Genomic DNA, 25,802 nt, shown 5'->3' with positions numbered 1-25,802 from the left:
TTACTCCTTGGTTTGCAGCTTGTGGTAGCCCAGTGCCGCGCGGGCCTCGCCCAGCGACTTGCTCTGCGCGATCTGTTCGCGGATACGCGACTCGATCTCCTCGATCTTGCGCGCGGTCTCGGCCACTTCACGTGCGCGGCCGCGCGGAACGATGACGACGCCGTTCGCGTCGGCCACCACGATGTCGCGCGGAGCCACCCTGGCGGACCCGACTGCAACCGTGGTATTCACCGCCTCCACCTGCACGCGATCCTTACCGGTCCGCATGAAGCGGCCCGCCGAGAACATCGGGTAGCTGTCGCCCAGCGCCTTGGTCACGTCGCGGCAGACGCCGTCGATGACGGTGCCGGCGATACCGCGCAAGCCAGCGTACTGGGTCATGATGTCGCCCCAAACCGTACAGTCGGTGCGGCCATCGTTGTCGAGCACGACGACATCGCCTTCGGCAACGTCGTCAATGAAGTCGCCCACAGTGCCGGGCGGGTTGCTGGCCGGCACGTACTTCACCGTGAAAGCGGGACCGACGACAGCTTTGCGATAGTTGTCCAACGGCATGATGCCGAGCGCCTGGCCGTGTAGACCGAGCTTGTCCATCGCGTCGGACACGCCGGGGGTGTCCAATCCCTCAAAGAGGGCCACCAGTTCGCGGTCTTCCGTGCTGGCTTTGTGGGGATTCGTCATATGCAGAGTTCCAAAAGGAGTGGATCTTTCGCTCAGGAGGCGGCGATCGCTTCGAATTCCTTGTCGTGCATCACCTCGGCCACAGAACGGCCCGTCCGCACGGCGGCCACCATGCCGTCCTGCCTGCGCGCGATACGTTCGCCCAAGCTAAGTACCTCTTCGATGCGCGTCGCCGGCACAAAGACGGTGCCGCAGCGGTCGGCGATCACATAGTCGTCTTCGTTGACAGTCACGCCCGCCATCTGCACGGGCGTGCCCGAGTCGATCTGAATGACACGATTGCGCGCGCTGATCATCGTGACGCCGCGCCCGTAGACCGGGTAACCGATTGACTCGCTTCCCTCGATATCTCGGCTCAGACCATCAATGACCGAGCCCCGGATCTGCTTGGCCGTGGCAGCGTTGGCCAGGATGTCGCCCCAGCACGAAATGCCTTCCGCTCCACCCGCGATGACGAGGACGCGGTCGTCCGTCTGCACCGCGTCAATGACCGGAGAAATCAAATGCACCGTGGGCTTGGCGTCAGCCTTTGGACCAAGTTGGATGGTGCTGGCGCGGCCGACGATCTTGGGGCAGTCCCACAATGGGCGCAGCCCGTAAGTAGCGCCAGGCAGGCCAAGAAAATCGAGCGCATCGGACACCGTGTTGGTGTCAAGCGATGCAAGACGGTTGAGGAGCGAAGTCTGGTTCATCACGCTGAATCCGGTTGACAGTTTCGAGCATCGTCGCGGCACTCAGCTGATATGTAAATTTCCCATTTCGTATCTCGCTGATACGATATTCGGAACAGAAGAGGCATCCGTTCTCGGCGTAATCATTCGCTGATGGCCGTGGCTGGATTCGCACCGTGCCCCTCAAATCATTCGTCAGGAGATACGCCGACATGAGCAACGCAATCGACTTCCGGCTGATACGCCAGCTATGGATGTTCCTGACGGTCGCCGAAGAACAGCATTTCGGGCGGGCGGCAAAGCGGTTGAACATGTCGCAGCCGCCATTGACGGAGCAAATCAAGGTGCTGGAGCAATCGCTCAAGCTGCAGCTGTTCTATCGCTCACGGCGGGGGACCCAGCTGAGTCCGGCAGGGGCGGCGATTCTGCCCGCGGTGCGCCAGTTCGCCAGTCAGGTTGAACGTCTGGAACAAGTCGTGCGGGAGGTGGCGGCGGGCCAATCGGGCGTGCTGCATGTCGGCGCCATCACATCGGCCATGCTCGACACGGTTCCGCCGTTGCTCGATCAACTCCGTCAGATGCACCCTCAGCTGACGGTGTTCGTGCGCGAGATCGATAGCGTGGAGGCTGTTCCTGGCCTGGAAGCCGGGGAGCTGGATCTTGCATTTGCAAGGCTGGATGGCCCTGTCGGCAGTGGGATTGCGACCCTACCCCTGTCGGAGGATCGGCTCGCAGTAGCCCTGCAGAAAAATCATCCGCTGGCCGAATTGCCGCGGATACGATTGCGATCGCTGGCAAGCGAACAGTTGGTGATGTCGTCACGGCAGGTGAGCCCCGTGTACTTCGACATGCTGGCGGCCGTTTGCCGAAGCCACGGTTTTGCACCACGCGTCCATCACGAGGTGCGATCCGTCGCGTCCCAGATTGCGTACGTGAGTTGCGGCCAGGGCGTTGCACTCGTTCCCTCATCCATGCGCAAGCTGGCACCCGACAACGTAGTGATACGACCACTACTGGAGCGCGTGATGGTCGTGACCGCAGCCGCAGTGTGGAAAGCCGACCGCCCTCACCCGATGATGGATTCCATCGTGTCGTTGCTTCGAACTCAAAATCGAGGAAAGTCTCGCGCAGTCGCCTCACGATGAGACTTGTCTGTCAAGTGACGCGGCAATTGGCCGGATATTGTCGGCGCGCTGACTACAGGAATGAGCTGGCTATTTCATCGTCTACTCGCCCACCGTGATGGCAATGCTCCCCGAAAACAAAGTGAGGAAACATTCTTGCCCGAGCAGCGGCCGCCTCGAAGTCGCGTCTCCACGCTTAGATCGTCGTAGAAGACCACTACGACAGTAAGTTCCGCTGTCAGGAACGGCCGTTACCGGCTTTGAAGAGCCTTGACTTTGCGTCACGCGCGCCAGTATTGACACGGATCGCACCAGTTGTTTCAGACCTTCGCATTCAAGAACTGGACGCGATCAATACTCAATCTGACCCCGCCTTCATCTGTGGCGCACCGTCGGCCACGAACGCATCCCAGCTTTTGCTGTGGTAACCCTTGGTGTCCACGCCCGCATTGGCGAGCGCTTCCAGCGCGAACGGGTTGATACGGCCGCTCGGCGCACTGCCTGCGCTGTAGGCGCGGACATCCTTGTTGAGCATCTGCGCCCAGTGGTTGAGCATGCCCTCGCTCAGCACGCTGCGCGCGGAGTTGTGGGTGCAGAGAAACAGTACGTTGGTGGTCATTGATGCACAGGCCTCAGCACTGACAAGCCGTGGAACTGACATCGAGACATGGCTCGCCCTTGCAGCAGTTCTCACTCAGAAAGCCAAGCAGCGCGCTCATGTGAGCAAATTCGGCGCGATAGATGAGGTTCCGGCCATCACGCTCCTGCGTCACGAGTTGCGCATGCATCAACTCCTTCAGATGGAACGACAGCGTGGCGCCCGGCACATCGAGTTGCTCGGCAATGGCGCCGGGCGTCAGGCCCGCAGGCCCCGCGACCACGAGCATGCGGAACACCCGCAGGCGCAGGTTGTGCGCGAGGGCGGCCAGGGAACGGATGGCGATGTCTTCTTCCATATTTCCAATTTACTGGAAATATGGAATAAATGAAAGAGCCATCGCTTGAGTGGATCTCGACGGCCAGACATGTAGCGATATCTACAGCATTGCTGCGATTCATACGCCCACCTATTCTGCTGTCATGACACGTCTTTCAGACTCTTGGCTCTTGCTAATCGTCAGCTTGCCGACCTCCAGCGCGACCGTGCGCATGCGAGTGTGGCGCGCCGTCAAAGTGCTTGGCTGTGTCGCCCTGCGCGACGGGGCCTACCTGCTGCCCGCGCATGCGAAGCAGGCTTCCCAGCTCAATGCACTTGCGGACGAAGCCGTGCAGGAGAACGGGCAAGCCTGGCTTCTGCGCGTCCAAGCTCAAGGGCCCGACGAGACAGCCGCCTACCAGGCACTGTTCGATCGCACGTCTGATTACACGGATTGGCTCGCTGAACTGGCCGAGGCCCGCAAAACACTGCCTGACTTGGCAGCGGCCGACCTCAAGCGACTGCGTCGCAGGCACGCACGCTCATACGAGGCCATTCACAGGATCGACTTCTTCCCCAATGAAGCCTCCATCCGCGCACAAGCGCAGTGGCGCGATTTTGCGGGCGCGATTGAGGCGATGCAGTCGACCGGTGAGCCTCGCTCAGCAACGGCCGGCAGCATCGCGCGACGCGACCCCACGCAGTATCAAGGGCGTGTGTGGGCCACGCGCCAACACCTCTGGGTGGACCGCGTCGCCAGCGCCTGGCTGATCCAGCGTTTCATCGATCCGCATGCGCGCTTCCTTTGGTTGGAAAGCCCAACCGATTGCCCCGCCGACGCACTGGGCTTCGACTTTGACGGTGCGACCTTCACCCACGTTGGCGACAAGGTGTCGTTCGAGGTGCTGCTCGCGAGCTTCGGTCTGGACGACAACGCAGGGCTTGCCCGCATTGGTGCCGTGGTGCACGCGCTTGATGTGGGCGGAACCACCGCCCCCGAAGCCAGTGGATTCGAGGCCATCCTGGCCGGCGCTCGCAAGCGGTTGGCCAATGACGATGTCCTTCTTACGGAATTCAGCGTCGTTCTTGACTCCCTATATGCCCACTTCTCGGGTAGCCGCAAACCAAACTAGCTCCGCTCAAAAGCGATGACAAACGCGCCCCGCACCATTGCACCAATGCCACCATCCCTCCATGAGCGCCCAAGGTACGCGCTCCGGCAACTGGTGCTGTACTTCCTTCGACTCGGCACCTTTGGTTTTGGCGGTCCCGTTGCGCTTGCTGGCTACATGCGTCGTGATCTGGTGGAAGCGCGCCAATGGATTACGGAGGCCGACTACAAAGAGGGCCTTGCACTAGCACAGCTCGCGCCCGGGCCGCTGGCCGCGCAGTTGGCCATCTACTTGGGCTACGTTCACTACCGCATCCTCGGGGCGACCCTGGTTGGCATCGCCTTCGTGATTCCGTCGTTCCTGATGGTTGTGGCGTTGGGTTGGGCCTACGTGCGCTTTGGCGGGCTAACGTGGATGCAGTCGGTATTCTACGGTGTCGGCGCGGCGGTGATTGGCATCATCGCTATCAGCGCCTACAAACTCACGACAAAGAGTGTCGGCAAGGACAAGCTACTGTGGCTCATCTATCTGGCTCTGGCGGCGGTGACAGTCGCCACCGAGTCGGAGGTGGCCTGGCTGTTCCTTGCGGGCGGCATACTCGTCTGGTTTTGGCGCGCGCCGCCCAAGTGGATACGCCAGGGCAAGGTGAACGCGTTTGCCGCGACACCCATCGCCGCAGGCAGCGGCATGCTGAGCATGATCGACTGGCCGCTGCTGTCCCAGATAGGTGTGTTCTTCGCCAAAGCTGGCGCTTTCGTGTTCGGCTCGGGGTTGGCCATCGTGCCATTTCTGTATGGCGGCGTCGTCACCGAGCACCACTGGCTCAGCGAGAAGCAGTTTGTCGATGCAGTGGCCGTGGCCATGATCACACCCGGGCCGGTCGTGATCACCGTTGGCTTTATCGGCTATCTCATCGCGGGCTTGCCGGGTGCCTGCGTAGCAGCGGCTGGCACGTTTCTGCCGTGCTACCTGTTCACCATCCTGCCGGCACCGTACTTTAAGAAATACGGCAAGCTGCCGGCCATCCTGGCATTCGTGGATGGCGTGACCGCAGCGGCCGTAGGCGCCATCACCGGTGCAGTGATCGTGCTAGCCAAGCGCTCCATCGTTGACGTGCCGACCGCGCTGCTGGCGCTGGTCACGGTGGCGTTGCTGCTCAAGTTCAAAAAGCTGTCGGAGCCAATCATCGTTGCTGGCGCAGCCTTGATCGGCCTAGCCGTCTATCCGCTGCTCCATCATTGAGCTGGCGGCTGTCATGCGATGGATCACCGACCCTGCACCGGACCACGAATGGCAATGCCAACGGATTCAGCCACACTCAATGCTGCTTGGCATCGAGCATGTAGCCTTCGCCGCGAATCGTGCGAATCAGCTTGGGCTCCTTGATGTCTTCTCTCAGCTTGTGACGCAAGCGCGAGATCTGCACGTCGATGCTGCGATCAAATGCATCGGTTGACTTGCCGCGCGCGGCATCCATCAGGTATTCGCGGCTGAGTACGCGCCCCGGGGCGGCAAGGAACGCATTGAGGAGGCGGAACTCGGCGTTCGACAGCGGGATCACCGTGTTGTCGGCAGCGATCAAATGGCGGCCAATCAGGTTCAGCCGCCAGTTTGCGAACCGGCACTCTTCCTGGGTATCGGCATGCGCATGCAATTGGGCGCGCGTGCGGCGCAGGATGGTCTGGATGCGCGCCACCAGCTCACGGGGCTCAAACGGTTTGACGACGTAGTCGTCTGCGCCCAGTTCGAGTCCTACGATTCTGTCTGTCATCTCACCGCGCGCCGTCAGGATGATGATCGGGATATCCGACTTCGCGCGAATTTCGCGACACAGATCGAGCCCATCGCCATCCGGCAACATCAGATCCAGCACGACAATATCGGCGGTGCCGTCTGCAAGCGCACGATGCATATCGGCACCGTTGGCGGCTTGCGTGGTGACCATGCCGAAATCGGCCAGGCAATCACACAGCAAGCCCCTGATCTGCGCGTCGTCGTCGACCGCGAGAACATGAATCGATTTGGTCACGGTGTCTCCCCCTTTCCGGTGTCGTAGCAGCTGCGTGCCGCCCTCGCGCCCATGGAATTATGAGCCGCCAATATAAGGGCTTTTTTGTACGGATTATTTCAAGCTTGAAATAATCGATCTGGGTGCTGTTGCGCATACGTCCGTGGCCAAGCGCCCCGCAAGATTCCGGTCACGCCGGTAGCGCAACGGGATGCGCGCTTCACACGCGCCATCGCGCCACGCTCGGGCGCTACCTCCCGCGCATCCAGCTTCGTATCAACCTCGATACAAAGTCGAGATGAAGTGGAAATGCCCAGGCTTTAACGTGCTCCTCAACAAGACCTATCAAGGCAGGAGACACGTGGCATATGAACTACGCCCAACCCAAACCGCACGCTCGTCGAATGGCCGGCATCGCATTCGTGATCGCATTGCATGTGGTGATCCTGTACGCGCTGCTAAGCGGTATCGCAACCAACGTCGTGAAGATCATCACGACGCCGATCGAAACGCGTCTGATTGAAGAGGTCAAGCCTCCGCCCCCGCCTCCGCCGCCCCCCAAGAAGCTGGTAGAGCCCCCGCCGCGGCCGAAGCACGTTGCACCACCGCCGTTTGTGCCGCCGCCGGAAGTCCATACCGCTATACCACCGTCGCAAAACACCATCACCGCGCAGTCGGCCGCACCAACGCCGTCTGCACCAGTCGCACCTCCAGCACCGGCGGCGGCACCCGCGCCCGTTGCCGCAAGCGTGGGCGTTGTGTGTCCGAACTCGACGCAGGTGCGCGCGGGCATCCGCTACCCGCGTGAAGCGATCAAAGACAGCCTCACGGGCGACGTTGTCGTGGCGTTCACGGTCGGTACCGACGGCAACGTGAAAGACCTGCGTGTCACGACATCCGCCGCACCTGTGTTGGATCGCGCGGCTGAGAACGCCGTGCGGCAGTTCCACTGCATCGCGCAAGGCCAGGAGGTGCGCGTGCAGGTGCCTTTCTCTTTCAAGCTCGATTGAGGCTGCAACCGACAGCCGATGCCATCACGTTGTTCCAACACGTTCCAGGAGACAAATATGTTCAAACGCTTCTACCCAGCTGCTGCCGCCATCGCTCTGACGCTGGCAACCAGCGCAGCGCATGCCGCCACCGATGCGGTCACGAATCCATACGGCCTCGAAGCGCTTTGGAAAGGTGGCGATCTGATTGCCCGCGGTACGCTGCTGATCCTCATCGTGATGTCGATGGGCAGCTGGTACATCATCGTCGCGAAGCTGCTTGAACAGGCGCGCGTGCTCCGCCGTGCAAAAGCTGCCGAAGAGGTCTTCTGGACCGCGCCCACACTTGCAGAGGGCGCACGCGCGCTCAACGAGGACTGCCCCTTCCGCTTCATTGCACATGCCGGCCTCTCTGCATGGGATCACCACGATGGCGCGATGCTTGAGCAGATCAACCTGGATACGTGGGTCACCACCGCCGTTGAGCGTGCAACCAACACCGTTTCCAATCGCCTGCAGGACGGCCTCTCCTTCCTGGGTACCGTCGGGTCAACCGCGCCATTCGTGGGGCTGTTCGGGACGGTGTGGGGCATCTATCACGCGCTGACGGCCATCGGCATTGCCGGCCAGGCATCGATCGACAAAGTGGCCGGCCCCGTGGGTGAAGCCTTGATCATGACCGCCATCGGCCTGGCCGTGGCCGTGCCGGCTGTGCTCGGCTACAACTGGCTGGTCCGGCGCAACAAGGCGGTGATGGAGCGCGTGCGCGGCTTCTCCGCCGAACTGCATACCGTTCTCTTCACAGGCAAGACCACGGCTGCCGCTGCCGCCGCAACGCGGTCCATGGCCATTGCGCGCGTGGGGTGAGCCATGGCCATGTCCGTCGGAACTGGCAGCAGTGACGAGCACGATGAGGTGATGTCCACCATCAACACGACGCCATTGGTGGACGTGATGCTGGTGCTGCTGATCATCTTCCTGATCACCATTCCGGTGGTCTCACACACCGTGCCGGTCACGCTTCCCAAAGAAGCCGTCCACCCGCTGCAAACCACAGCCCAGAACGTGATCCTCGCGGTCACGAAAGACGGCGACGTGTTCTGGAATGAAGGCCATGTGCCGGACACCCAAGCGCTTGTCGACAGGCTCAAGACGGTGGCCGTGCAGACACCGCAGCCGGAAGTGCACATCCGTGGCGACCTGGATGCACGTTACGCGGCCATCGGACGTGTCGTGCTCGCCTGTCAACGCGCCGGTATCGCGAAGGTGGACTTCATTACCGAAGCACCACCGCGCCAATAACCAGTCACCCATTCACACCACAAGGAGGCCCGTCATGGCAATGACGATGCATGGCGGCAACGGCGATGAGGCCGAGGTCCTGGTCGAGATCAACACCACCCCGTTGATCGACGTGATGCTCGTGCTGCTCATCATGCTCATCCTCACGATCCCCATCCAAACGCATGCGGTAAAGCTGGACATGCCGACCGACGCGCCGGCGCAGCCCCAGCAGACAACGCCGACCATCGTGCAGATCGACGTCGCACCCGATGGCTCGCTCGCCTGGAATGGCGAGCCGGTGGCCACCCGCGCGCAACTGGAAAGCCGGCTTGAGGCGGTCAGCGCGGACCCGGCACCAACTGAGCTGCATCTGCGTCCGGACAAGGCGGCGCCGTATCGGGCCGTTGCCATGGTCATGGCGTCCGCCCAGCGGCTGGGTGTGAAGCGCATCGGGCTGGTCGGCAACGAGCAGTACATGCCGTAAGCGGCACTGCGCGGTCACCCGGTCACCTTCTCGCACCCTCCTCACTTGTCGGCTCCGCCATGTTCGACTCGAAACTCGACTTACCTTCCCCCGCCATGGGGATCTCCCCGCCAAGGGAAGCGTCCGCTGGCGCGCTTGCCTGGTTCGGCCTCGCAGTACTCGTGATCGTCGCGTTCTTTGCCAATATCGACCGGCAGATACTGGTCCTCCTTACCGAACCCATCCGGCAGGATTTCGGTCTCTCGGACCTGCAGATCGGCCTGCTGCAGGGCGCCGGCATCGCGCTCTTTGCGGGCGCGGCGGCGCTGCCAATTGGGTGGGTGGCCGACCGCGTCGACCGCCGCCTCGTGCTGGCGGTGTGCATCTTGGTCTGGAGCGCAGCGACTGCCACCTGCGGGCTCACCACTGGCTTCTGGCAACTCTTCATCGCCTCGATCGGATTGGGCATCGGAGAAGCCGGATTGATGCCCATCATCTACGGCATGATTCCCGACCTGTTTCCCGCACGACAGCGCGTGCTCGCCAACTCGGTGTTCGCGCTGGTCAATCTGCTCGGCGCCGGTGCGGGCATGGCGTTGGGGGGCGCGCTACTGCAGGGTGTCACGACGATGCACGGCACGCTACCCAGTGCGCTGGCGAGCTTCTCGCCCTGGCGCCTGGCGTTCTTTGCCGTTGCCATCCCTGCGCCGCTGCTGGTCATTCTGGTCGCCATGATCCGGCCCAAGCACGGCGACCCCGGCAGGCATCTGCAAGCCGCCGGGCAAGTCGCTACGTCGCCCCTGACCGCGCGTGTCTACTTCCGACGCGAATGGACCATGATGGCGAAATTCTTCGGCGCGATTGCGTTGGTCAACATGGCGTTCGCCGGCATCACCACGTGGATGCCGATTGTTGCCGTGCGGAACTTTGGCGCGGCCCCAGCCGCGGCTGGTGGTGGATTGGGGGCCGCAGCCAGCATCGGCAGCATCGTTGGCTGCATCCTGGGCTGGCTGATCGCTCGCCGCATCGGGCCTCGCTTCGGCGTTTTGGCCCCGATGCGTGTGTGTGAGTGGGGCGCCCTTGCCGCCGGTCTGGTCTCTCTCCTCTACCTGACCGCCGGTTCGGTGACGCTCGTCTACGGCCTCTTCGGTCTGCAGTTCGCTTGCGTAGTCGCCGGCATGGTGCTGTTCCCCGCGATCATGCAAAGCATCTGCCCAGCCCATCTGCGCTCGCGCGTGGCCGCCATCGGCGTGCTGACAACCATCGTCGTCCAAGCTGGTAGCCCGGTATTCATCGGCGTGATGTCGGACCACCTGCATGCGGTCAACCACGGTCTCCTGCTGACGATCATTGGCGTCGCCCTAGTTGGCTTCTTTTCCGCGTGCGTGCTGATGCGCGCAGCCGGCAAAGGCGTGCGCGACGCCATCGAACGCTACGCATAGCCCCCACCGTCCACCGATCACCATGACATCCTGCTCTCTCTCGATTCAGATCGAGCGCTGGCCGCTGGCTGCGCCGTTCCAGATCACCGGATATCTCATCGACGCGGCAAAAGTGGTTGTCGTGACCATCGCCGACGCGCACCATGAAGGCGTGGGTGAGGCGGCCGGCGTCTTCTATCTTGGCGAGACGCCCGAATCGATCGTGGCGCAGATCGAGTCAGTACGGCCCTCCGTCGAACGCGGCATCACCCGTGCGCAGTTGCTGGCGCTACTGCCGTCGGGCGGTGCGCGCAATGCGGTCGACGCGGCGCTTTGGGCATTGGAATCGAAGCGCGAAGCCCGACCGGTCTGGCACATCGCGCAGCTTCCGCCACCGCGCCCCCTGCTCACCACGATGACGATCGGCGTCGATACCCCACAGGCGATGGCGAGCAAGGCGCGTAGCCTGCGCCAAGCCCGCGCGCTCAAGATCAAGCTCGATGGCAGTGTGCGCGATGCCAGCCGCCTGTTATCGATTCGTGAGGCGAGACCTGACATCCCGCTCTCCGTCGATGCCAACCAGGGCTGGTCACGCGCGCACCTCGACGCGATGCTCCCGGTGTTGCAGCAAGTCGGCATCGACATGCTGGAACAGCCGTTCGCCATCGGAGCCGACACCTGCCTCGACACGCTGGACTACCCGATTCCGCTGGCCGCCGATGAGTCGTTCCAGGATGTGCAAGACCTGCCCAGCGTCGCTCGTCGGTACGACATCGTCAACATCAAGCTCGACAAGTGCGGCGGGCTTACCCGCGCGCTTGAACTCGCTGCCAGCGCACGGGCTGCGGGCCTCTCCGTCATGGTTGGATGCATGCCAGGGACGTCATTGGCGATTGCACCCGCCTTCCTTATTGGGCAGCTGTGCGACCGCATTGACCTCGATGGCCCGCTGTTCCTCGCCAAGGATCGTGCTGTTGGTGCCCACTACGCGGACGGGCTTTTGCTATGTCCGGACGCTGCCTGGGGATCCGCCGTCGACAACGCTGTGCTCCCATAACGCCCGCCATGCAGCACATTGCCTCTTCACTTGCCGCAAGGCTCGACGCCCTCTTTTCCCCCTATCAGCGTAGTGACGCACCGGGCCTCGTCGTGGGCATTGCCTACGGTGGCGCGTTGCGCTATCGCCGTGGCTTTGGCATGGCCAGCTTGGAGCACAACGTTGCCAATACGCCATGCACACGCATGCGCATCGGGTCTGTCACCAAGCATTTCGCTTGCCTGGCCGCCATGCTGCTTGTGGAAGCCGGCAAGCTCGACATTGACGCGCCGGCGCGCCGCTACCTCTCTGAGCTTCCCGCACGGGACAACGATCCCACGCTTCGCCAGCTCATGAATCATTCCGGCGGAGAGCGGTGCTTCCTTGACCTCTTCATGCTCACACAAGGATTGAGCATGGTGCCCATCGGTGCGCCACTGGCCATGCAGGCGCGCCAGTCCGAGGGCAACTTCCCCGCAGGCGAGCGCGCCATGTACACCAACGGCGGCTACCAGATGCTGTCGCTCGTGATTGAACGCATCAGTGGCATGTCGTTCGAGGCGTTCCTGGCAGAACACCTCTTCGGCCCGATGGGCATGATCAACACCATTGCGGCGCCCCACGACCTGCAGATTCTGCCTGGCATGGCGACGCTGCATGTACGGGGTGCCACCGGCGGCTGGGAACGCGGGCTACTGCCTGGATGGCGTTGCCTGGGTGAGGGCGCCATCGTTTCGACTGTGGATGACATGCTGCACTGGATCGCACACCTGCGCGGCAAGAAAGGCATTGGTTGCGCTGCCACCTGGCATGAAATGCTCACCCCTGTCCGTTTCAATAGCGGGGAGGTCGGCATTTACTCGCTCGGCCTGATGCAGACAACCTATCGCGGCGTCCCGATGCTGCACCACTCCGGTGGCTCGATCGGCGGTGCATGCCAGATGTTGACGGTGCCTGAGCATGGCCTCGACATCGTGATCATGACGAATGCAGACACGATCAATCCGATCGCGTTGTCCAAGCGTGTGATCGACATCGTGCTGGAGGCGCATCTCTCGCCAGTGGAATGCCGCCCGGCAACGTCTGTTGAGTATCCCGCGTGGTTGGGGACGTACTACTCACACGAAACCGGCGCCTATTGCGAGATTGTTGACCGCGATGGCGCGCTGCATCTCATTCACCACAATCTCGTCATTCACCCCTTGCCGCTCAAAACGGTGCCAGACAGGCCGAGAACGTTGGCGCTGGATGAAGGCCCGGAGGGCGCGCTTTACCTGAAACTCCACAGCGACGGAACGCGTCTCGACATGACGCAGTGCGGGCAAAGCCAGACGCTGGACCGCCTCGCCAATACGGCACCCCATGCAGCCGACGCGGCCAACGGATTGGTCGGACGTTACGTCAGCTCGGATGCCGATGCGCTTGCAGTCATCAAGCAGGAAGGCGATGCACTGGCGATGCGTGTCCAAGGCAAACACGGCGCGGCGCACTACCGTCTCGACCCCAAGTCGAACGACATGCTTGCCTTCACACCGCACGACCCCAGCAGCATGGCGTATGGCGCCATGCGCCTCTCACGCGACGGCTTTGGCAACACCAAGTGTTTCCGGCTTGACACCTGGCGCACACGCCACTTGCTGTTCACTCGCGTTGACGACGATACAACCCCATGACAAGCACCTCAGAAAACCGCATGTACGAAGCGCTGTCGGCGCTTTTTCGCCCCTACGCGTGCAGCAATAGTCCGGGCGTGGTGGTCGGCATCGCGCAGCATGGTGAACGGCTCTACCGGAAGGCATTCGGCATGGCGAGTCTGGAGCATGCACGAGCGCTGACCACCGCCACGCGCCTGCGTATCGGCTCTGTCAGCAAACACTTCACTTGCCTGGCGGTATTGCTGCTCTGCGAGGACGGTCTTCTTGATGCGGATGCTGGCATCGGAACCTATGTTCCTGAGCTGTCGCGCGCTGGCGGTGCGCCAACGCTGCGTCAGCTGATGTCGCATCGAGGCGGGCAACGCTGTGCGCTCGATCTGGCCTTGTTGACGCAAGGGCTGGCCATCCCGCCGCGCGGCGCAACGCTTGCCGCGCAGACCCGGCAACGCGATGAGAATTTCCGCCCGGGTGAACGCATGATGTATTCGAACGGCGGGTATCACCTGTTGTCGCTCGCCATTGAACGTGCCAGCGGCATGCCGTTTGACGCGTTCCTGCAAGCGCGGATCTTTACCCCGATGGGTATGCACCAAACGGCTTCCGTCGACAGCGACATGACGGTTGTGCCGGGTATCGCCAGCTTTCATCTGCCCGACGGCAACAGCGGGTACCTGCGCGGCATCTTTCCCTCGAAAGAGATCCTGGGTGAAGGCGGCATTGTTTCGACGGTCGATGACATGCTGCGATGGACCGCGCACATGCATGGTGAAAAGATCATCGGCACCGACGCAACGTGGGCGCAGATGCTGGAGATGCCCGTGTTTTCCAGCGGACAGCGCAGCCACTACGCCCTGGGCCTCAAGCAAACCAACTATCGCGGTGTCGAGCTCACCCATCATTCGGGTGGTGTCATCGGGGGCACCAGCCATATGCTGTTCTCAGCCGCACACGGGCTGGATGTGGTGCTCCTCAGCAACGGCGCACTCGATACCCCAATCGACCTTGCCCATCGCATCGTCGACATCGTCCTCGCCGATGTACTGAGCGGCGACGGGCCGCCGATGCCAGCGCGTGCGTCCGCACACGCGGCGCGGCTGGGCTGCTATCGCGCATTGGAGAGCGATGCGGTGTATGCACTGGAGGACCGCGACGGTGCACTGGCGCTGGGCGGTTGGCTCTGCGCGGGGAAGCCCCTGCCGCTGTATCCGATCGAAGGGAGCCCCACCAACGATGTCGCCATCGAAGCCGGCTCCGACGGCGCGTTCTCCGTGCACTGGGGCACACACAACGCGCCCGATGATCTCGATCATCTGCGGATCGCCCATTGCGGTCATGCCGAGACGTTCCAACGCCTTGCAGAACCACCGCTGATGACGGCCGAACTCGCCGCTGCGGTGTGCGGCATCTATGAGAGCCACGATGCCAACGCGCGGGCCACCATCGAACCCGATCCGGCTGACCGCTATGCGCTGATGCTTCGTATGCAAGGCTCGGCTGGCGGTTGTGATTACCGACTGACACCCATCGCAGAGAACGTCTTTGGCATGGCCCCCATTGCTCCCCTGGGTTTCATCGACGGCATCGTGACGCTATCGCACGACCCATCCCAGCCGATGACGACGGGCTTCCGCATTGATACCCAACGGAGCCGGCGTGTCGCATTCACGCGGGTAGCTGGCAGTTGGGCCCGATACCCCGCCCCCTGCATCTAAGAGAAGACAGCTAACCCCGGAAAAAAACGGAGCGGCACGGCTGCCGCTCCGCCCGTTCTCATATCTCCCGCGAGAACGCGAGGTTGCGCGTGCGCGCGGTATCCAGCCAGAAGCGCGAAACACGTCCATTGATACGATCGACGGTCAGCACGCCGGTGGAGAAGCCTTGCGCATCAGCCGGCTCAAACATGAAGACGTCTTCGCTGACGGGGACAAGCCGGTAGTTGACGCCACCCATCGTGCCCTCAAGCCGCATCGACATGGCGCCGTTCGAGAGGGTCAGCCCGGCATGGCCTGCGGCATCGCCGCTGAAGTAAGCGCCCTCCATGCCGGCGAAGGCATCGGAGACCGGCGGCGCGTCATCCGGCAGCCTGGCCAGCACCGATGCATGGCCGCAATCCATGAGTTCGATCGCCGTCACGCGGCCAGCTGACGTTTCGACGGATCGGATCATCAACGCGCCACCAGTACCGTCCTCAATGTGCAAGCCCTCTGGCGTCTCGATCAGCGGTAACGCCAGGTGCTTCTGGTTGTGGATCACGGCGGCAAGGTGCCCATCCCGATCGACAACCTCACAGTACGCGCGATCGGCACGCGAGAAGTATCGGCCCAGCAGCGCTTCATGGCCATGAGTGATCAGTGGCTCGGCGCGCGGTGCGCCGAGTACGTCGTCACCCAGGACAACGTCGACGATTTGCGTTGCCAGTGCAATCGGGTCCACCGGCGCGCCGTTGGTAAGAATCACCACATCGAGCGCATGCGCCGCCACGGTCAACATCTGGCATGAGCCGCCGAACACGCCGCCGGCGTGGTGCAGCAGTTCAACATTGCGATGCGGGGTGCGCATCAGCCCAAGCGCGTACACGCCCTCGGCCCCGCTGGAATAGCGCGGTTTGGTCAGCATCTGCCGCCACATGTCTTGGGTGCCGAGCCTGTCAGGCGCGCGCAGATGGGCCGTCCAACGGAGCATGTCATCGATGGTGGACACGATACCGCCTTCACCCCGCACTTCCCACGAAGGGAACAGGCCGCGAATAAAGCCACCCTTTCCGTCCGGTACATGCTGGGTGGCCATGCGGAGCCGAATCTGCATATCGTCGGCAACGGCCTCGGTATCGACCATGCCCATCACACGGAAGATGCGTTCCGACAGGAAGGTCTCGAATGGCACGCCGCTGACGCGCTCAATGGCGAGCGACAGGAGGTGGTAGCCACCGTTGCAGTAGATCATCCGCTCTCCGGGGCGGAAGTTGACGTCGCGTTGGCGAACCTCGGCCGCCAACGCCGCGCCCCGAGGCATGGTCACCACGCCCTGCGTCAACACCCATAGGTCCAGGTAACAGCGGTAACCACCCGTGTGGGTCATCAACTGACGGAGCGTGGGATTGCCGGCGAGGAACGGTAGCTCCGGAATGTACGTACGGATGCCCGCGTCAACATCCAGCTTGCCCTCCTCTGCCAGGAGCAACGCGGCGAGGCACGTGAAGTGCTTGCTCGTCGAGCCGATCCGCATGCGCGTTGCGGGCGTGTTGATGGTGCCGTGCTCAATACTGGCCAGCCCGAAGCCGCGCCGGTACAGCGCATCCCCGCGCAACGCAACGCCGACCACGAGGCCCGGCTGGTCCGCCTTGTTGTACGGCTCCAGCAACGCGTCGAGTTGCTTCCTGATATCCAATCGATCGTGTGTCATGCCAAGTGATGTGCGTTAGAAGGGAACCGTCAGCGTTGCACCGATCGTGCGAGGCTGTGCCACGCTGACCAGCGCCGGGCCACCCATCGGAACCAGAGACGTACCTGCCGCAAGCAATGCACGGCGGTCAAACAAGTTGCGGACGTAGAACGCGAGGCTGAACTTCTTGAAGTCGAGCCCTGCCTGCAGATCCGTCATGGCATAGCCCGGCAAGGGGTAGTCGGGGCGACCTGTATTGTTTCCAAAGCCAGCATGGCGACTGCCGACAAACCGTTGGCTGATACCTGCGTAGGCGGGATACCCGTTCACAGCAAAGAGGTAGCTGGCCGATAGCGTGGCGGCAACCCGGGCCGAGTTCGGAAGCGGATCACCCGCATTGGTGCCCGTGCTGGCATTACCCGTGGTCAGTTTTGCGTCGATGAGCGACACGCTCAGCCCGAGGTTCCAGTGGCGATTCGGGCGAAACGCGCTGGAGAGCTCCAACCCTCTGATCCTTGCATCGCCGGCATTGAGCACCTGGTTGACGCCATTGACCGCGCCGAACTGCTGGATGTTCTTCCACTGGATGTCGTACACCGTTGCCGCGACCGACATGCGCTTGTCCAACAGATCGGCCTTGTAGCCGGCCTCGTAGGTCCACAGCGTATCGGGGCGGAACGTGGGATTCCCGGACGAAGGCAACCCCGTGACGGGGTCGACCAGCAGCGCATTCGGCCCACCTGGGCGATACCCGCTGGCCGCACGCAGATAGACGTTGCTGTCCTTCGTCAGCGCATAGCTCGCCGTAAGCATGTACGTCTTGCTGGTATCCGACGAGGGTGCGGTGATGGTCTGCGTCGGCCCTGCCAGCGCGCCAAACGTGGTCTGCTGGTACTCCTGCGTGTTGTGGGCGACACGCAAGCCACCCGTCAACGACAGACGCGAGGTCAGGTGATAGGTCAGATCGCCGTAGGCCGCGTACTCGCTATAGGTGCTCGGGGCTTCAAGCGCAGTCAGGTTCGGGCCGATGGTTCCGTCGGACAACGTCGTGATGAGCCCTTGGCTCGCGTCACTGCGCTCGCGCGTGTAGAACACTCCGGCAAGCCATTCCAGCGTCCGGTTGCCGGGCGAAGTCAGGCGAAACTCCTGTGTGAACTTGTTCGTCGTCGCCACGTTCTTGGCGACAACGGAGTTCACATTGAGCCCCAGGCCGTTGAGCAACGGGACGTACACCACCGACAGGTCTTGCGGTGCGTCAGATCGCATCGACTGGTATGACGTGATCGAATTCGCGCGTGCCCAGCCGAACTCGTACTCAACCCCGGCGGAATAGAGTTGGACGTTCTGATGAAAGGGCTCTGTCGCAAAGAGCCGCGTTGTCAGATCACCATCCACTGGTTGCCCATTTTTGCCATAGGCAACGTAGTTCGGTGCATTGCGGTTGATGTTCTGCGTCAACGCAGTCAGGCGCAGCGTCAACTCACTCGTGGGCGTCAACAGGAACGACGCGCGCGCGCCGTAGGTATCGCTGCGGTCAACACGTGAACCCGCCTGTGGCCCCACGGCATTGACATAGCCCGCGTCGTGTTGGCTGAACATCGAGATCCGTGCCGCCGCAACATCGGTCTTCAGCGGAAGGTTCAACACGGCGTTGGCAGAGTTGTTCACGCCGCCGTGCTTTGTCACGGAAAGGCCTGCAGACGCCTGGCCCGAGAACTCGCTGGAATCCGGCTCGTTGGTCACGTACTTGAGCAGACCGCCCATCGCGCCCGCACCGTACAGTGTTCCTTGCGGGCCCCGCAGAATCTCGATGTGGTTGAGGTCCAGCAGGCTCATGTCGAGCGCGAACGTCGCGCCCTGGGAGAACACCGTGCTCCCGCCAAATGCCACGTCATCGACATACACGCCAACGGTCGGCCCGGTCTGCTCGCCTGTCGTCACGCCGCGCATGCTGATCTGCCCGGAGCCGGCGCCGCCTGCCGTGTTCAGATCCACACCGGGTTCCGAAGACAGGAAGTCGGACATCGTCTTCGCGCCACCTTTCTGCAGCTCTTCAGCCGAGACCACGTTGATCTGCATCGGCACTTCACGTGCGGGCTCCCGGCGGCGCGTTGCGGTCACCACCACCGTGTTGAGGGTGGCGCCCTCCTTACCCTGCGACACGGAAGTCTCCGCTGCTGGTGCAGGCTTATCCGCTGGGGTCGGTGCGCTTGCGGGCTTCACTCCGGATGTCGTATCCGACGCGGCATCGGGCGCCGCAACCTGCACCGTCTCTTGTGAAGGCTTCACCGTTTGTGCCTGCGTGTACAGAGAAGCCAAACCAAGTACCGGTCCAGCAAACCACGTTATGTATCGTCCACGCTGGCGAAACAACGACGCGGTTGCATCCGCTCTACGTGTCCTTCGATTGTTCATTTTCACTGTCGTCTCCTCCGAGTTTTCCGCTTTCTGTTAGCGGTGTTCAAAGCACTGCTCCACTTCGCAACTCATCGGCAACGGTAAGTGCATGGCATTTCTGTTTCGTGTGTACTTTGTATCGGCCTTGAAACAAGCGGAGGTGTGAAAGCGTTTCACGCATGCATTGTTTCAACGTTGAAATGGAATACAAACAAAGTCGATACAGTCGAGCGCGATAATCCCGCTACGTTTACCCGTATTCGAGATCCTCCCAATAGGACGCCTATGCACAAGCCATCATTTGATTCCGCGTTCTATCGTTTGCTGTTCGTGATGCTGACGATGGTGCTGATGACGCAGGTCGGCGCCAGTCTCGCCGTGTGGCGGCTCTACAGCGATGCGGCGTTCAAGCCGCCTCCGGGCATGAGCGTTCCGTTACAGGTATTTCTGGCCGTGCTGATCCAGTTGGTGCCGCTATTGATCTCGGCCTGGATCGGCGCACGCATGCTCGCGGCACCCTTTCGTTCGTTGGCCCATGGGGCTGCCGAATTGGCGAACAACATCGACGCACCGCCCATCCGCGAAGCCGGCCCCATCGAAGCGCGACAGGCAGCCCAGGTTTTCAACTCGATGCAAGCGGCCATACGGCGCCAGATGAGTGAGCGGAACCGATTCCTAGCCGCCGTCTCGCATGATTTGCGCACGCCATTGACACGCATGCGGCTACGCCTTCGCACGCTGGAAGACCGGGAGTTGAATGACCGGCTGCAGAGCGACATCGACGAGATGACGCAGTTGCTGGACGCCACGTTGTCGTTCTTGCGGAATGCGGAAGTCGTTGAAGCCTCCAGCCCGGTCGATATCAACGCGCTGGTGGACGCGATAGCGGAAGATGCCGCCGAACGCGGGCAGCGCGTCACCATCAGCGGCGAGATACGCGCGGTGATGGCGCAACCGCTTGGTTTGAAGCGATGCCTGACGAATCTGGTGACCAACGCCATCCGGTACGGTGAGGAAGCGCACATTCGCCTGACCGACGGACCCTCGTTCATCTGCATTGATGTGGCCGACCGTGGCCCAGGCATCCCCGAGGCGCAGTTGGCACGCGTGCTTGAGCCGTTCTACCGGCTTGAGAGCTCACGCAACAAGGACACCGGCGGCACGGGCCTCGGACTCGCCATCGCGAGCGACATCGTCAAGCGACACAACGGGTCGCTTGAGCTGCACAACGATCCGGCGGGCGGATTGATCGCGACGGTGAAACTGCCGCGCAGATAGCTTGACTGCTGCACAGCGCGGCTGCGCTCCCGTGTCGAACGCGATACAGAGTGCTCACAAACCAGCAACAGCGTGTGCCTACAGTGAGGTTTCGATCTCGACGCCTCCCGTAGGATTCACGATGAAGCTATTCACCGCGCAACTTTCGACCGAAACGAATACGTTCGCGCCCTGCCCCACCGGCTGGGGCGGCTTTGAGGAATCGGGCATATTCCACGGCGACGCAAGCCTGCGGGCCCCACAAGGCATGGGGTTCGCCCTTGCGGAAGCGCGACGCCTTGCAGAGCGCGATGGGCACGAGATCGTCGAGGGCATCTGTGCAGAGGCCCAACCGTCGGGCCCCACGATTCGCGCCGTCTATGAATCGTTGCGAGACGAGATCCTTGGCAAGCTCGAAGCAGCCCAGCCGCTAGATGGTGTGCTCCTGCTGCTGCACGGCGCGATGGTGGCCGAGGGATACGACGACTGTGAAGGCGATCTGCTATCCCGGGTGCGCGCCATTGTCGGCCCCGAAGTGCCGATTGCCGCCACACTCGATCCGCACTGCCATTTCACGGAGCGCATGCGGCGCTCGGCGGACATCCTGATCGCCTACAAGGAGTATCCGCACACCGACCCCATCGACCGTTTGCGCGAAGCGTATCAACTGCTGCTCGACACCGCGGCAGGCAAGATCCGCCCCACGACAGGGGTCTACGACTGCCGCATGGTGGGGGCCTGGCACACCACGAGCGAGCCCATGGCTACGTTCGTTCGGCGCATGAAATCGCTGGAAGGACGGGACGGCGTGTTGTCCGTGTCGTTCGGGCATGGGTTTCCGTGGGGCGATGTTCCGGAGGCCGGCGCAAAGTTCTGGGTGGTGACCGACAACAACCTCGCCGCTGCGACGGCGCTGGCCACCCAGCTTGGCCACGAATTCTGGGCCCTGCGCGAAGCCACGCGGCCTGCATGGCTCGACGTCGATACGGGACTGGACCGTGCCCTGGCGGTTGGCAGCGGCCCCGTCGTGATTGGCGATGTTGCCGACAATCCGGGAGGCGGGGCACCAGGAGACAACACGGTCATCCTGCGCCGGATCATTGAGCGACAGATTGCCAACGTCGCCATCGGGTGCTTCTGGGATCTCGGTGCCATCCAGATCTGTCACGACGCCGGCGTGGGCGCAACGTTCGACTTGCGCCTGGGTGGCAAATGCGGCGTGGCCTCGGCAGACCCGTTGGACCTGCGCGTGACCGTGCGTGCGCTATCCGACCAACACACGCAAAGCATTTCGGGGCTGACCATTCCGTTTGGGCGCGCCGTTTGGCTCGAAGCCGCCAATGGGGTCGATATCGTTCTGGCCTCGGTACGCAACCAAGTGGTTAGCGTCGACGCGTTCACTGGTCTGGGGATCGATTTTGAAAGCAAGCGGCTGGTTGTCGTGAAATCGACCCAGCACTTTCAAGCCGAGTTCGCCCCGCGCGCCAAGGCAATCTTCCACATCGCAGCGCCAGGAGCTGTCACACCGAGCTTCGCCGATCTGCACTATCGGCATCGCGACCTCAACTACTGGCCCCGCGTGTCGAACCCCTTCGAGGCGTAAGTCCGCAACCCAAGGGCATATCCGCCAGAAGCGCAAGAACATCTGCGGCCATCAAACGGCCACGCCTTCCAATACGTCGGGCAGTCAGATCCATGAACATTGTCGTCGTGGGTGCCGGAATCTCAGGCACCGTCACCGCGTTGACCCTTGCACGCGAAGGTCATCACGTGCAGCTCGTCGAGCGCGCAGATGCTGCGGCTACCGGTGCCAGCTTCGCCAACGCCGGCCTGATCTCACCAGGACACAGCTTCAGTTGGGCGGAGCCTGGAATCATCCAAGTCGCGCTGCGCTCTTTGTTGCGCTCCAACGAAGGCCTGGGCATCTGCGCCCCTTGGAAGCCGGCGCTCCTGCGATGGGCGTGGCTATTCGCTCGCGAGGCGACGCTGGAGCGGTGGCTGGACAACTCCCGAGCTGCGCTGGCGCTCGCCGCGTACTCGCGCGATCTGCAATTTGGCGATCCGCTGGTACTGACTGAAGCGTATGGCGGCAAGCAGGCCGGCATCCTGTATCTGTACGGGAACAGGGCGCAACCCGGCCAGCATGATTCAGAACTGCTCGCTGCAGCCGGTGAGCCGTTTGAGAGGGTCGACACCACGCGGTTGTTGGACATTGAGCCCATGCTGCGCACTGCGTCAGAGCAGTTTGCACACGCAATCTACTGTCCAATGGACGGGACGGGCGATGCTGCACGCTACGCACAGGCAGCCTTGGCAGAGGCGGTGCGTCTTGGTGCGGTGGTGCGATTTTCCGAGACGGTACGCACGTTGAAAACGCGCGGTGATCGCATCGTCGGTGTCGAGACGGACCGTGGTTGCATCCAGGCAGACGCCGTCGTGATCACAACCGGTTTGGCTTCGCGCCGGCTGCTGGCGCCCTTGGGATACGACCTGCCGATCTACCCCGTCACGGGCTACTCGATCTCTTACACAGGTGTTCGCGATGCATCGCCTCGCGTGGGCGCCGTCTCGATCCCCCACAAGATCGCGTGGGCATCGTTTGCACCCGAAACCGTTCGGTTCACGGGATTCGCCGACATCGGCAGGCCCAGTGCACAACGCATCGCCAAACGTCTTGCCGCCCTTGAGGCCTTTGCCGCGCGCATCTGCACGCGCCTGAACCGCGCACAACCCAGCCGGTGGGTCGGCTATCGCCCCATGACACCCGACAACCTGCCGTTTCTCGGCGCCACCCGCCATACCAACCTTTGGCTCAACTGCGGGCACGGTGCGATGGGCTGGACGATGGCGTGCGGCTCCGCGCGCACCGTAGCCGACCTCATCCGCCAACGACAACCTGTGTTGGATCCATCGCCGTATCGCTGGGATCGCTATCGCCTTCTGAGCCGGCGCCCGGCACACGCTTGATCCTCTCCGCATCTAAACCAACTCCATCAACTCCGATGACGACCTCCCCTGCTTACGTGCCTGCACCTCCTGGCCTACCTTTCTCGACGGCGGTACGTGCTGGCGGCTTCTTGCTGCTGTCCGGACACATTCCCTTCGATGCCGAAAACAAGCCGCATGGCGGAACCATCGAAGAACAGACGCACGCCGTCCTGCAAAGCATTTCCACCACGCTTGGAGGCCTGGGAAGCTCTCTGCACCGCGTCGTGAAGACCACCGTCTGGTTGAGCGATCTCGCGAACGTTGCCGCGTTTAACCAGATCTACCTGAGCTACTTTCAAGAGGGTGCTTACCCCGCTCGGAGTCTGGTCGAGGCCAAGCTGGCTTTTGGCGTCGCCGTCGAAATTGAGGTGCTGGCCATCGATGACAGCGTGAGTCCGTAGCGCATCAATTCAGCCACCACATACGCAAGCCACGCGTTACGAAATACCCCTGCATTTCAGCGTCGACACCATCGAGACGCGATATGAATGCGGGTCGTTCTCGGCCACAAGCTGGAGAACGGTCCCGTTCCCCTCAGGCTTCGCTCGAACAGAGGCATGGCGGCGCAGTATTGATCCTGACCAATGGAGGCGGCAAACTCGAGCTTCTTTCCTGGTCAATCCTGGAGGTTCGCCATGCGTGTGCTGATCGTCCTGCTTGCCGCGGTACTCAACACCTATGCGTGGGCGGATTGCCGCAGCCAAGTGGACCACGCCCAGCTGTCAGGCAAAGGCGCGCTGTGCCTTCTGGGCTTCTGCCTCTACGACGCACAGCTCTGGAGCACACAGACGCCACCCAGCTACGACACGCCGTTTGCGCTGGAGATCACATACCGGCGTGCCATCACCCGCGCAAAGCTCATCGAGACGGCGCTCGATGAAATCCGCCGCCTGAACGTGCCCCCGCCGCCCGACTCGACCTTGCTGCAGTGGCAGGAAGCCATGACGCCGGCCTTCATCGACGTGAAGCCCGGTGACACACTGTGCGGCGTCTACTTGCCGGGCCGCGGCGCACGCTTTTATGCCAATGGGCAACTGACAACCGAGGTGGACGACACCGCCTTCGCGCACGCGTTTTTCGATATCTGGCTGGCACCTGGCACCCGTGCTCCCGGGTTGCGCCGCCGTCTTCTGGGGGAGTCCCATTGATGCATATACGACTGCACGCTGGAAGCGCTTGATGTCGTAGCGCACCGCCTCAAGCGGAGCAGGCGTTCTGGATGCCTGTACGGGTGCGGCTTGCACAACGCAGTGACGGCATCAACGCGCGTGGCTAAACAGACCTAGCGCTTTTCAAACCGGTAGTGCACCACGCCCCATTCATTGCCGCGCGCATAACCAAACAGTTCCGACACCGCCATATAAAACATGCGCCAACGCTGAAACCACACCGCCGCATCGCGCTCGCCATAGGTCTGCATAAACACTGGCATCAGCCTGTGGCGCGCAGCGTCCAGGTTGGCGAGCCAATGATTGGCTGTACGTGCGTAGTGTGTGCCATTCACCCACCATTGGCGCGTCACGCGCAGATCGTCCTGAAACTGCAGCAGCAGATTCTCCGAAGGCATGGTGCCGCCGGTAAAGAAATACTTCGACATCCAATCCGTGCCGCCCTGTACCTGGAAGTGATACGCCAGCGTGCGATGCGCGAAGAGGTGCGCAAACAGCACGGCATCGGGCCGCATCCAGCGCGCGATCTTGCTGAGCAGCTGGCCGTAGTTCTTCATGTGCTCGAACATCTCGATCGACACCACGCGGTCGAAGCACCCGCGCGCCGGCACGTCGGCAAACTCGAAGTCGGCAATGTTGCCGGTGTGCACGGTCAAGTTTGCAATGCGGCGCTCGGCCGCCCGCGCGCGAATCCACGCGCGTTGGCTGTGCGAATTCGACAGCGCCACAATGCGCGCCTTCGGATACTGTGCCGCCATCCATAGCGACAGCGAACCCCAGCCACAACCCAGATCGAGAATGCACTGCCCGTCCGCCAGACCCGCGCGCTCTGCATAACACGCAAACATCGCGTCTTCGGCCTGTGCGAGCGTCTCTTCGCCCGTTGGGTACAGCGCGCACGAATACTTCAAGCGCGGGCCAAGATGCGCCGCAAAGAAGGCTGCCGGCAATTCGTAGTGTTGCGTGTTTGCCTTGTCCGTTTCAATGGCGATGGGGCTGACGCGCAACGCGTCGAGCAACGTGTTGAAACGCCGCGCACGTAACTCCCCATCGTGAATCCCCTCGTCTTGCAAGCGCTGCCGCATCAGCGTGCGCATGCCCATGCGGATGAGCGGGTCTGGCACCCAGCCCCGCTCACAGCATTGGATCAGCCAACCATCGCGCGGGTCCGGGGTGGCCTGGGCGGGTGCGGATGGTGTTGACGGCGTGCTCAGCGTGGTCATGCAGGTCTCCTCACGATTGGCAGATCA

The 25,802-nt window shown here is 62.3% G+C and carries 23 protein-coding genes and 1 pseudogene; 16 read left to right on the top strand and 8 right to left on the bottom strand.

Annotated features, from left to right (window positions below):
- Together C404_RS51750 and C404_RS51745 are read right to left on the bottom strand one after the other, a co-directional pair.
- The gene (locus tag C404_RS51750) at window positions 1-681 is read right to left on the bottom strand and encodes an RraA family protein (RefSeq protein ID WP_021196705.1); all 681 of its coding nucleotides are present in this window, start codon (window positions 679-681) and stop codon (window positions 1-3) included.
- Between the two features lie 32 nt (window positions 682-713).
- Window positions 714-1,373 (bottom strand): RraA family protein, encoded by a 660-nt coding sequence (locus C404_RS51745; protein WP_021196704.1) that lies wholly within the window; start codon window positions 1,371-1,373, stop codon window positions 714-716.
- A 191-nt stretch (window positions 1,374-1,564) separates the two neighbouring features.
- Here C404_RS51745 and C404_RS51740 point away from each other — a divergent pair, with 191 nt between their 5' ends.
- Window positions 1,565-2,497, top strand: a complete 933-nt coding sequence (locus tag C404_RS51740; protein WP_021196703.1) for a LysR substrate-binding domain-containing protein — start codon at window positions 1,565-1,567, stop codon at window positions 2,495-2,497.
- Window positions 2,498-2,849: 352 nt separating this feature from the next.
- Here the strand turns inward: C404_RS51740 and C404_RS51735 are convergent.
- Window positions 2,850-3,095 (bottom strand): annotated as a pseudogene (locus C404_RS51735) (low molecular weight phosphatase family protein); the annotation flags it as partial.
- 13 nt (window positions 3,096-3,108) lie between these two features.
- Complete coding sequence (locus tag C404_RS51730) at window positions 3,109-3,432, bottom strand: ArsR/SmtB family transcription factor (protein WP_021196701.1); 324 nt, start codon at window positions 3,430-3,432, stop codon at window positions 3,109-3,111.
- A gap of 124 nt (window positions 3,433-3,556) precedes the next feature.
- Between C404_RS51730 and C404_RS51725 the strand changes: the two genes are divergently transcribed.
- Entirely contained in the window at window positions 3,557-4,525 is a 969-nt protein-coding gene (locus tag C404_RS51725) for a chromate resistance protein ChrB domain-containing protein (RefSeq protein ID WP_031329918.1), read from the top strand.
- Between the two features lie 45 nt (window positions 4,526-4,570).
- Window positions 4,571-5,746 carry a chromate transporter gene (locus tag C404_RS51720; RefSeq protein ID WP_031329917.1) on the top strand — a complete coding sequence of 392 codons (1,176 nt, stop codon included), beginning with the start codon at window positions 4,571-4,573 and terminating at the stop codon, window positions 5,744-5,746.
- Between the two features lie 76 nt (window positions 5,747-5,822).
- Here C404_RS51720 and C404_RS51715 read toward each other — a convergent pair whose 3' ends face one another.
- Window positions 5,823-6,533, bottom strand: coding sequence for a response regulator (locus tag C404_RS51715; RefSeq protein ID WP_021196698.1), 711 nt, complete (start codon window positions 6,531-6,533; stop codon window positions 5,823-5,825).
- Between the two features lie 347 nt (window positions 6,534-6,880).
- Between C404_RS51715 and C404_RS51710 the strand changes: the two genes are divergently transcribed.
- From C404_RS51710 to C404_RS51675, 8 genes are read left to right on the top strand one after another with little or no spacing between them, the layout of a single operon-like run.
- Window positions 6,881-7,522 (top strand): energy transducer TonB, encoded by a 642-nt coding sequence (locus tag C404_RS51710; protein WP_031329914.1) that lies wholly within the window; start codon window positions 6,881-6,883, stop codon window positions 7,520-7,522.
- Between the two features lie 57 nt (window positions 7,523-7,579).
- On the top strand, window positions 7,580-8,368 hold the full coding sequence (locus C404_RS60920; protein ID WP_021196696.1) for a MotA/TolQ/ExbB proton channel family protein: 789 nt from the start codon (window positions 7,580-7,582) through the stop codon (window positions 8,366-8,368).
- A 3-nt stretch (window positions 8,369-8,371) separates the two neighbouring features.
- Complete coding sequence (locus C404_RS51700; RefSeq protein WP_021196695.1) at window positions 8,372-8,803, top strand: ExbD/TolR family protein; 432 nt, start codon at window positions 8,372-8,374, stop codon at window positions 8,801-8,803.
- Between the two features lie 34 nt (window positions 8,804-8,837).
- Complete coding sequence (locus C404_RS51695) at window positions 8,838-9,269, top strand: ExbD/TolR family protein (protein WP_021196694.1); 432 nt, start codon at window positions 8,838-8,840, stop codon at window positions 9,267-9,269.
- A 59-nt stretch (window positions 9,270-9,328) separates the two neighbouring features.
- Window positions 9,329-10,690, top strand: coding sequence for an MFS transporter (locus C404_RS51690; RefSeq protein ID WP_031329911.1), 1,362 nt, complete (start codon window positions 9,329-9,331; stop codon window positions 10,688-10,690).
- Window positions 10,691-10,712: 22 nt separating this feature from the next.
- A complete protein-coding gene (locus C404_RS51685; RefSeq protein WP_021196692.1) occupies window positions 10,713-11,726 on the top strand; it encodes a dipeptide epimerase in 1,014 nt (337 codons plus the stop codon).
- A gap of 8 nt (window positions 11,727-11,734) precedes the next feature.
- Window positions 11,735-13,378: a serine hydrolase domain-containing protein gene (locus tag C404_RS51680; protein WP_031329910.1), complete on the top strand. Its 1,644-nt coding sequence runs from the start codon at window positions 11,735-11,737 to the stop codon at window positions 13,376-13,378.
- Window positions 13,375-15,072, top strand: coding sequence for a serine hydrolase domain-containing protein (locus tag C404_RS51675; protein WP_064496175.1), 1,698 nt, complete (start codon window positions 13,375-13,377; stop codon window positions 15,070-15,072). The genes C404_RS51680 and C404_RS51675 overlap by 4 nt, the downstream gene beginning before the upstream one ends.
- A gap of 58 nt (window positions 15,073-15,130) precedes the next feature.
- Here C404_RS51675 and C404_RS51670 read toward each other — a convergent pair whose 3' ends face one another.
- Window positions 15,131-16,762, bottom strand: coding sequence for a serine hydrolase domain-containing protein (locus tag C404_RS51670; RefSeq protein ID WP_031329908.1), 1,632 nt, complete (start codon window positions 16,760-16,762; stop codon window positions 15,131-15,133).
- A gap of 15 nt (window positions 16,763-16,777) precedes the next feature.
- On the bottom strand, window positions 16,778-18,904 hold the full coding sequence (locus tag C404_RS51665; protein WP_021196688.1) for a TonB-dependent receptor: 2,127 nt from the start codon (window positions 18,902-18,904) through the stop codon (window positions 16,778-16,780).
- Window positions 18,905-19,300: 396 nt separating this feature from the next.
- On the opposite strand from C404_RS51665, the gene C404_RS51660 reads away from it, so the two are divergent.
- From C404_RS51660 to C404_RS51645, 5 genes are all read left to right on the top strand, one after another.
- The gene (locus C404_RS51660) at window positions 19,301-20,416 is read left to right on the top strand and encodes an ATP-binding protein (RefSeq protein ID WP_232317405.1); all 1,116 of its coding nucleotides are present in this window, start codon (window positions 19,301-19,303) and stop codon (window positions 20,414-20,416) included.
- Window positions 20,417-20,537: 121 nt separating this feature from the next.
- Window positions 20,538-21,998, top strand: coding sequence for a M81 family metallopeptidase (locus tag C404_RS51655; protein ID WP_021196686.1), 1,461 nt, complete (start codon window positions 20,538-20,540; stop codon window positions 21,996-21,998).
- 92 nt (window positions 21,999-22,090) lie between these two features.
- On the top strand, window positions 22,091-23,362 hold the full coding sequence (locus C404_RS58910; protein WP_021196685.1) for an FAD-dependent oxidoreductase: 1,272 nt from the start codon (window positions 22,091-22,093) through the stop codon (window positions 23,360-23,362).
- Between the two features lie 35 nt (window positions 23,363-23,397).
- Window positions 23,398-23,784 carry a RidA family protein gene (locus tag C404_RS51650; RefSeq protein WP_031329905.1) on the top strand — a complete coding sequence of 129 codons (387 nt, stop codon included), beginning with the start codon at window positions 23,398-23,400 and terminating at the stop codon, window positions 23,782-23,784.
- A 234-nt stretch (window positions 23,785-24,018) separates the two neighbouring features.
- The gene (locus tag C404_RS51645; protein ID WP_021196683.1) at window positions 24,019-24,531 is read left to right on the top strand and encodes a chalcone isomerase family protein; all 513 of its coding nucleotides are present in this window, start codon (window positions 24,019-24,021) and stop codon (window positions 24,529-24,531) included.
- 134 nt (window positions 24,532-24,665) lie between these two features.
- Here the strand turns inward: C404_RS51645 and C404_RS51640 are convergent, their stop codons facing one another.
- Window positions 24,666-25,775 carry an SAM-dependent methyltransferase gene (locus tag C404_RS51640; protein WP_021196682.1) on the bottom strand — a complete coding sequence of 370 codons (1,110 nt, stop codon included), beginning with the start codon at window positions 25,773-25,775 and terminating at the stop codon, window positions 24,666-24,668.
- Between the last annotated feature and the right edge of the window lie 27 nt (window positions 25,776-25,802).

This window comes from Ralstonia sp. AU12-08 (assembly GCF_000442475.1).
In the GTDB taxonomy this organism is placed as follows: Bacteria; Pseudomonadota; Gammaproteobacteria; order Burkholderiales; family Burkholderiaceae; genus Ralstonia; species Ralstonia insidiosa.
Note: the sequence above shows the minus strand (reverse complement) of the source record. Positions and strands in the feature narration are given on the sequence as shown.

Excerpts from the sequence above, each read along its gene's own strand:
- C404_RS51745 (WP_021196704.1), bottom strand. The coding sequence starts at position 1,373 with ATGAACCAGACTTCGCTCCTCAACCGTCTTGCATCGCTTGACACCAAC.
- C404_RS51730 (WP_021196701.1), bottom strand. The coding sequence starts at position 3,432 with ATGGAAGAAGACATCGCCATCCGTTCCCTGGCCGCCCTCGCGCACAAC.
- C404_RS51640 (WP_021196682.1), bottom strand. The coding sequence starts at position 25,775 with ATGACCACGCTGAGCACGCCGTCAACACCATCCGCACCCGCCCAGGCC.
- C404_RS51645 (WP_021196683.1), top strand. The coding sequence starts at position 24,019 with ATGCGTGTGCTGATCGTCCTGCTTGCCGCGGTACTCAACACCTATGCG.
- C404_RS60920 (WP_021196696.1), top strand. The coding sequence starts at position 7,580 with ATGTTCAAACGCTTCTACCCAGCTGCTGCCGCCATCGCTCTGACGCTG.
- C404_RS51655 (WP_021196686.1), top strand. The coding sequence starts at position 20,538 with ATGAAGCTATTCACCGCGCAACTTTCGACCGAAACGAATACGTTCGCG.
- C404_RS51740 (WP_021196703.1), top strand. The coding sequence starts at position 1,565 with ATGAGCAACGCAATCGACTTCCGGCTGATACGCCAGCTATGGATGTTC.
- C404_RS51680 (WP_031329910.1), top strand. The coding sequence starts at position 11,735 with ATGCAGCACATTGCCTCTTCACTTGCCGCAAGGCTCGACGCCCTCTTT.
- C404_RS51695 (WP_021196694.1), top strand. The coding sequence starts at position 8,838 with ATGGCAATGACGATGCATGGCGGCAACGGCGATGAGGCCGAGGTCCTG.
- C404_RS51675 (WP_064496175.1), top strand. The coding sequence starts at position 13,375 with ATGACAAGCACCTCAGAAAACCGCATGTACGAAGCGCTGTCGGCGCTT.
- C404_RS51670 (WP_031329908.1), bottom strand. The coding sequence starts at position 16,762 with ATGACACACGATCGATTGGATATCAGGAAGCAACTCGACGCGTTGCTG.
- C404_RS51685 (WP_021196692.1), top strand. The coding sequence starts at position 10,713 with ATGACATCCTGCTCTCTCTCGATTCAGATCGAGCGCTGGCCGCTGGCT.
- C404_RS51690 (WP_031329911.1), top strand. The coding sequence starts at position 9,329 with ATGTTCGACTCGAAACTCGACTTACCTTCCCCCGCCATGGGGATCTCC.
- C404_RS51650 (WP_031329905.1), top strand. The coding sequence starts at position 23,398 with ATGACGACCTCCCCTGCTTACGTGCCTGCACCTCCTGGCCTACCTTTC.
- C404_RS58910 (WP_021196685.1), top strand. The coding sequence starts at position 22,091 with ATGAACATTGTCGTCGTGGGTGCCGGAATCTCAGGCACCGTCACCGCG.
- C404_RS51725 (WP_031329918.1), top strand. The coding sequence starts at position 3,557 with ATGACACGTCTTTCAGACTCTTGGCTCTTGCTAATCGTCAGCTTGCCG.
- C404_RS51750 (WP_021196705.1), bottom strand. The coding sequence starts at position 681 with ATGACGAATCCCCACAAAGCCAGCACGGAAGACCGCGAACTGGTGGCC.
- C404_RS51720 (WP_031329917.1), top strand. The coding sequence starts at position 4,571 with ATGCCACCATCCCTCCATGAGCGCCCAAGGTACGCGCTCCGGCAACTG.
- C404_RS51700 (WP_021196695.1), top strand. The coding sequence starts at position 8,372 with ATGGCCATGTCCGTCGGAACTGGCAGCAGTGACGAGCACGATGAGGTG.
- C404_RS51710 (WP_031329914.1), top strand. The coding sequence starts at position 6,881 with ATGAACTACGCCCAACCCAAACCGCACGCTCGTCGAATGGCCGGCATC.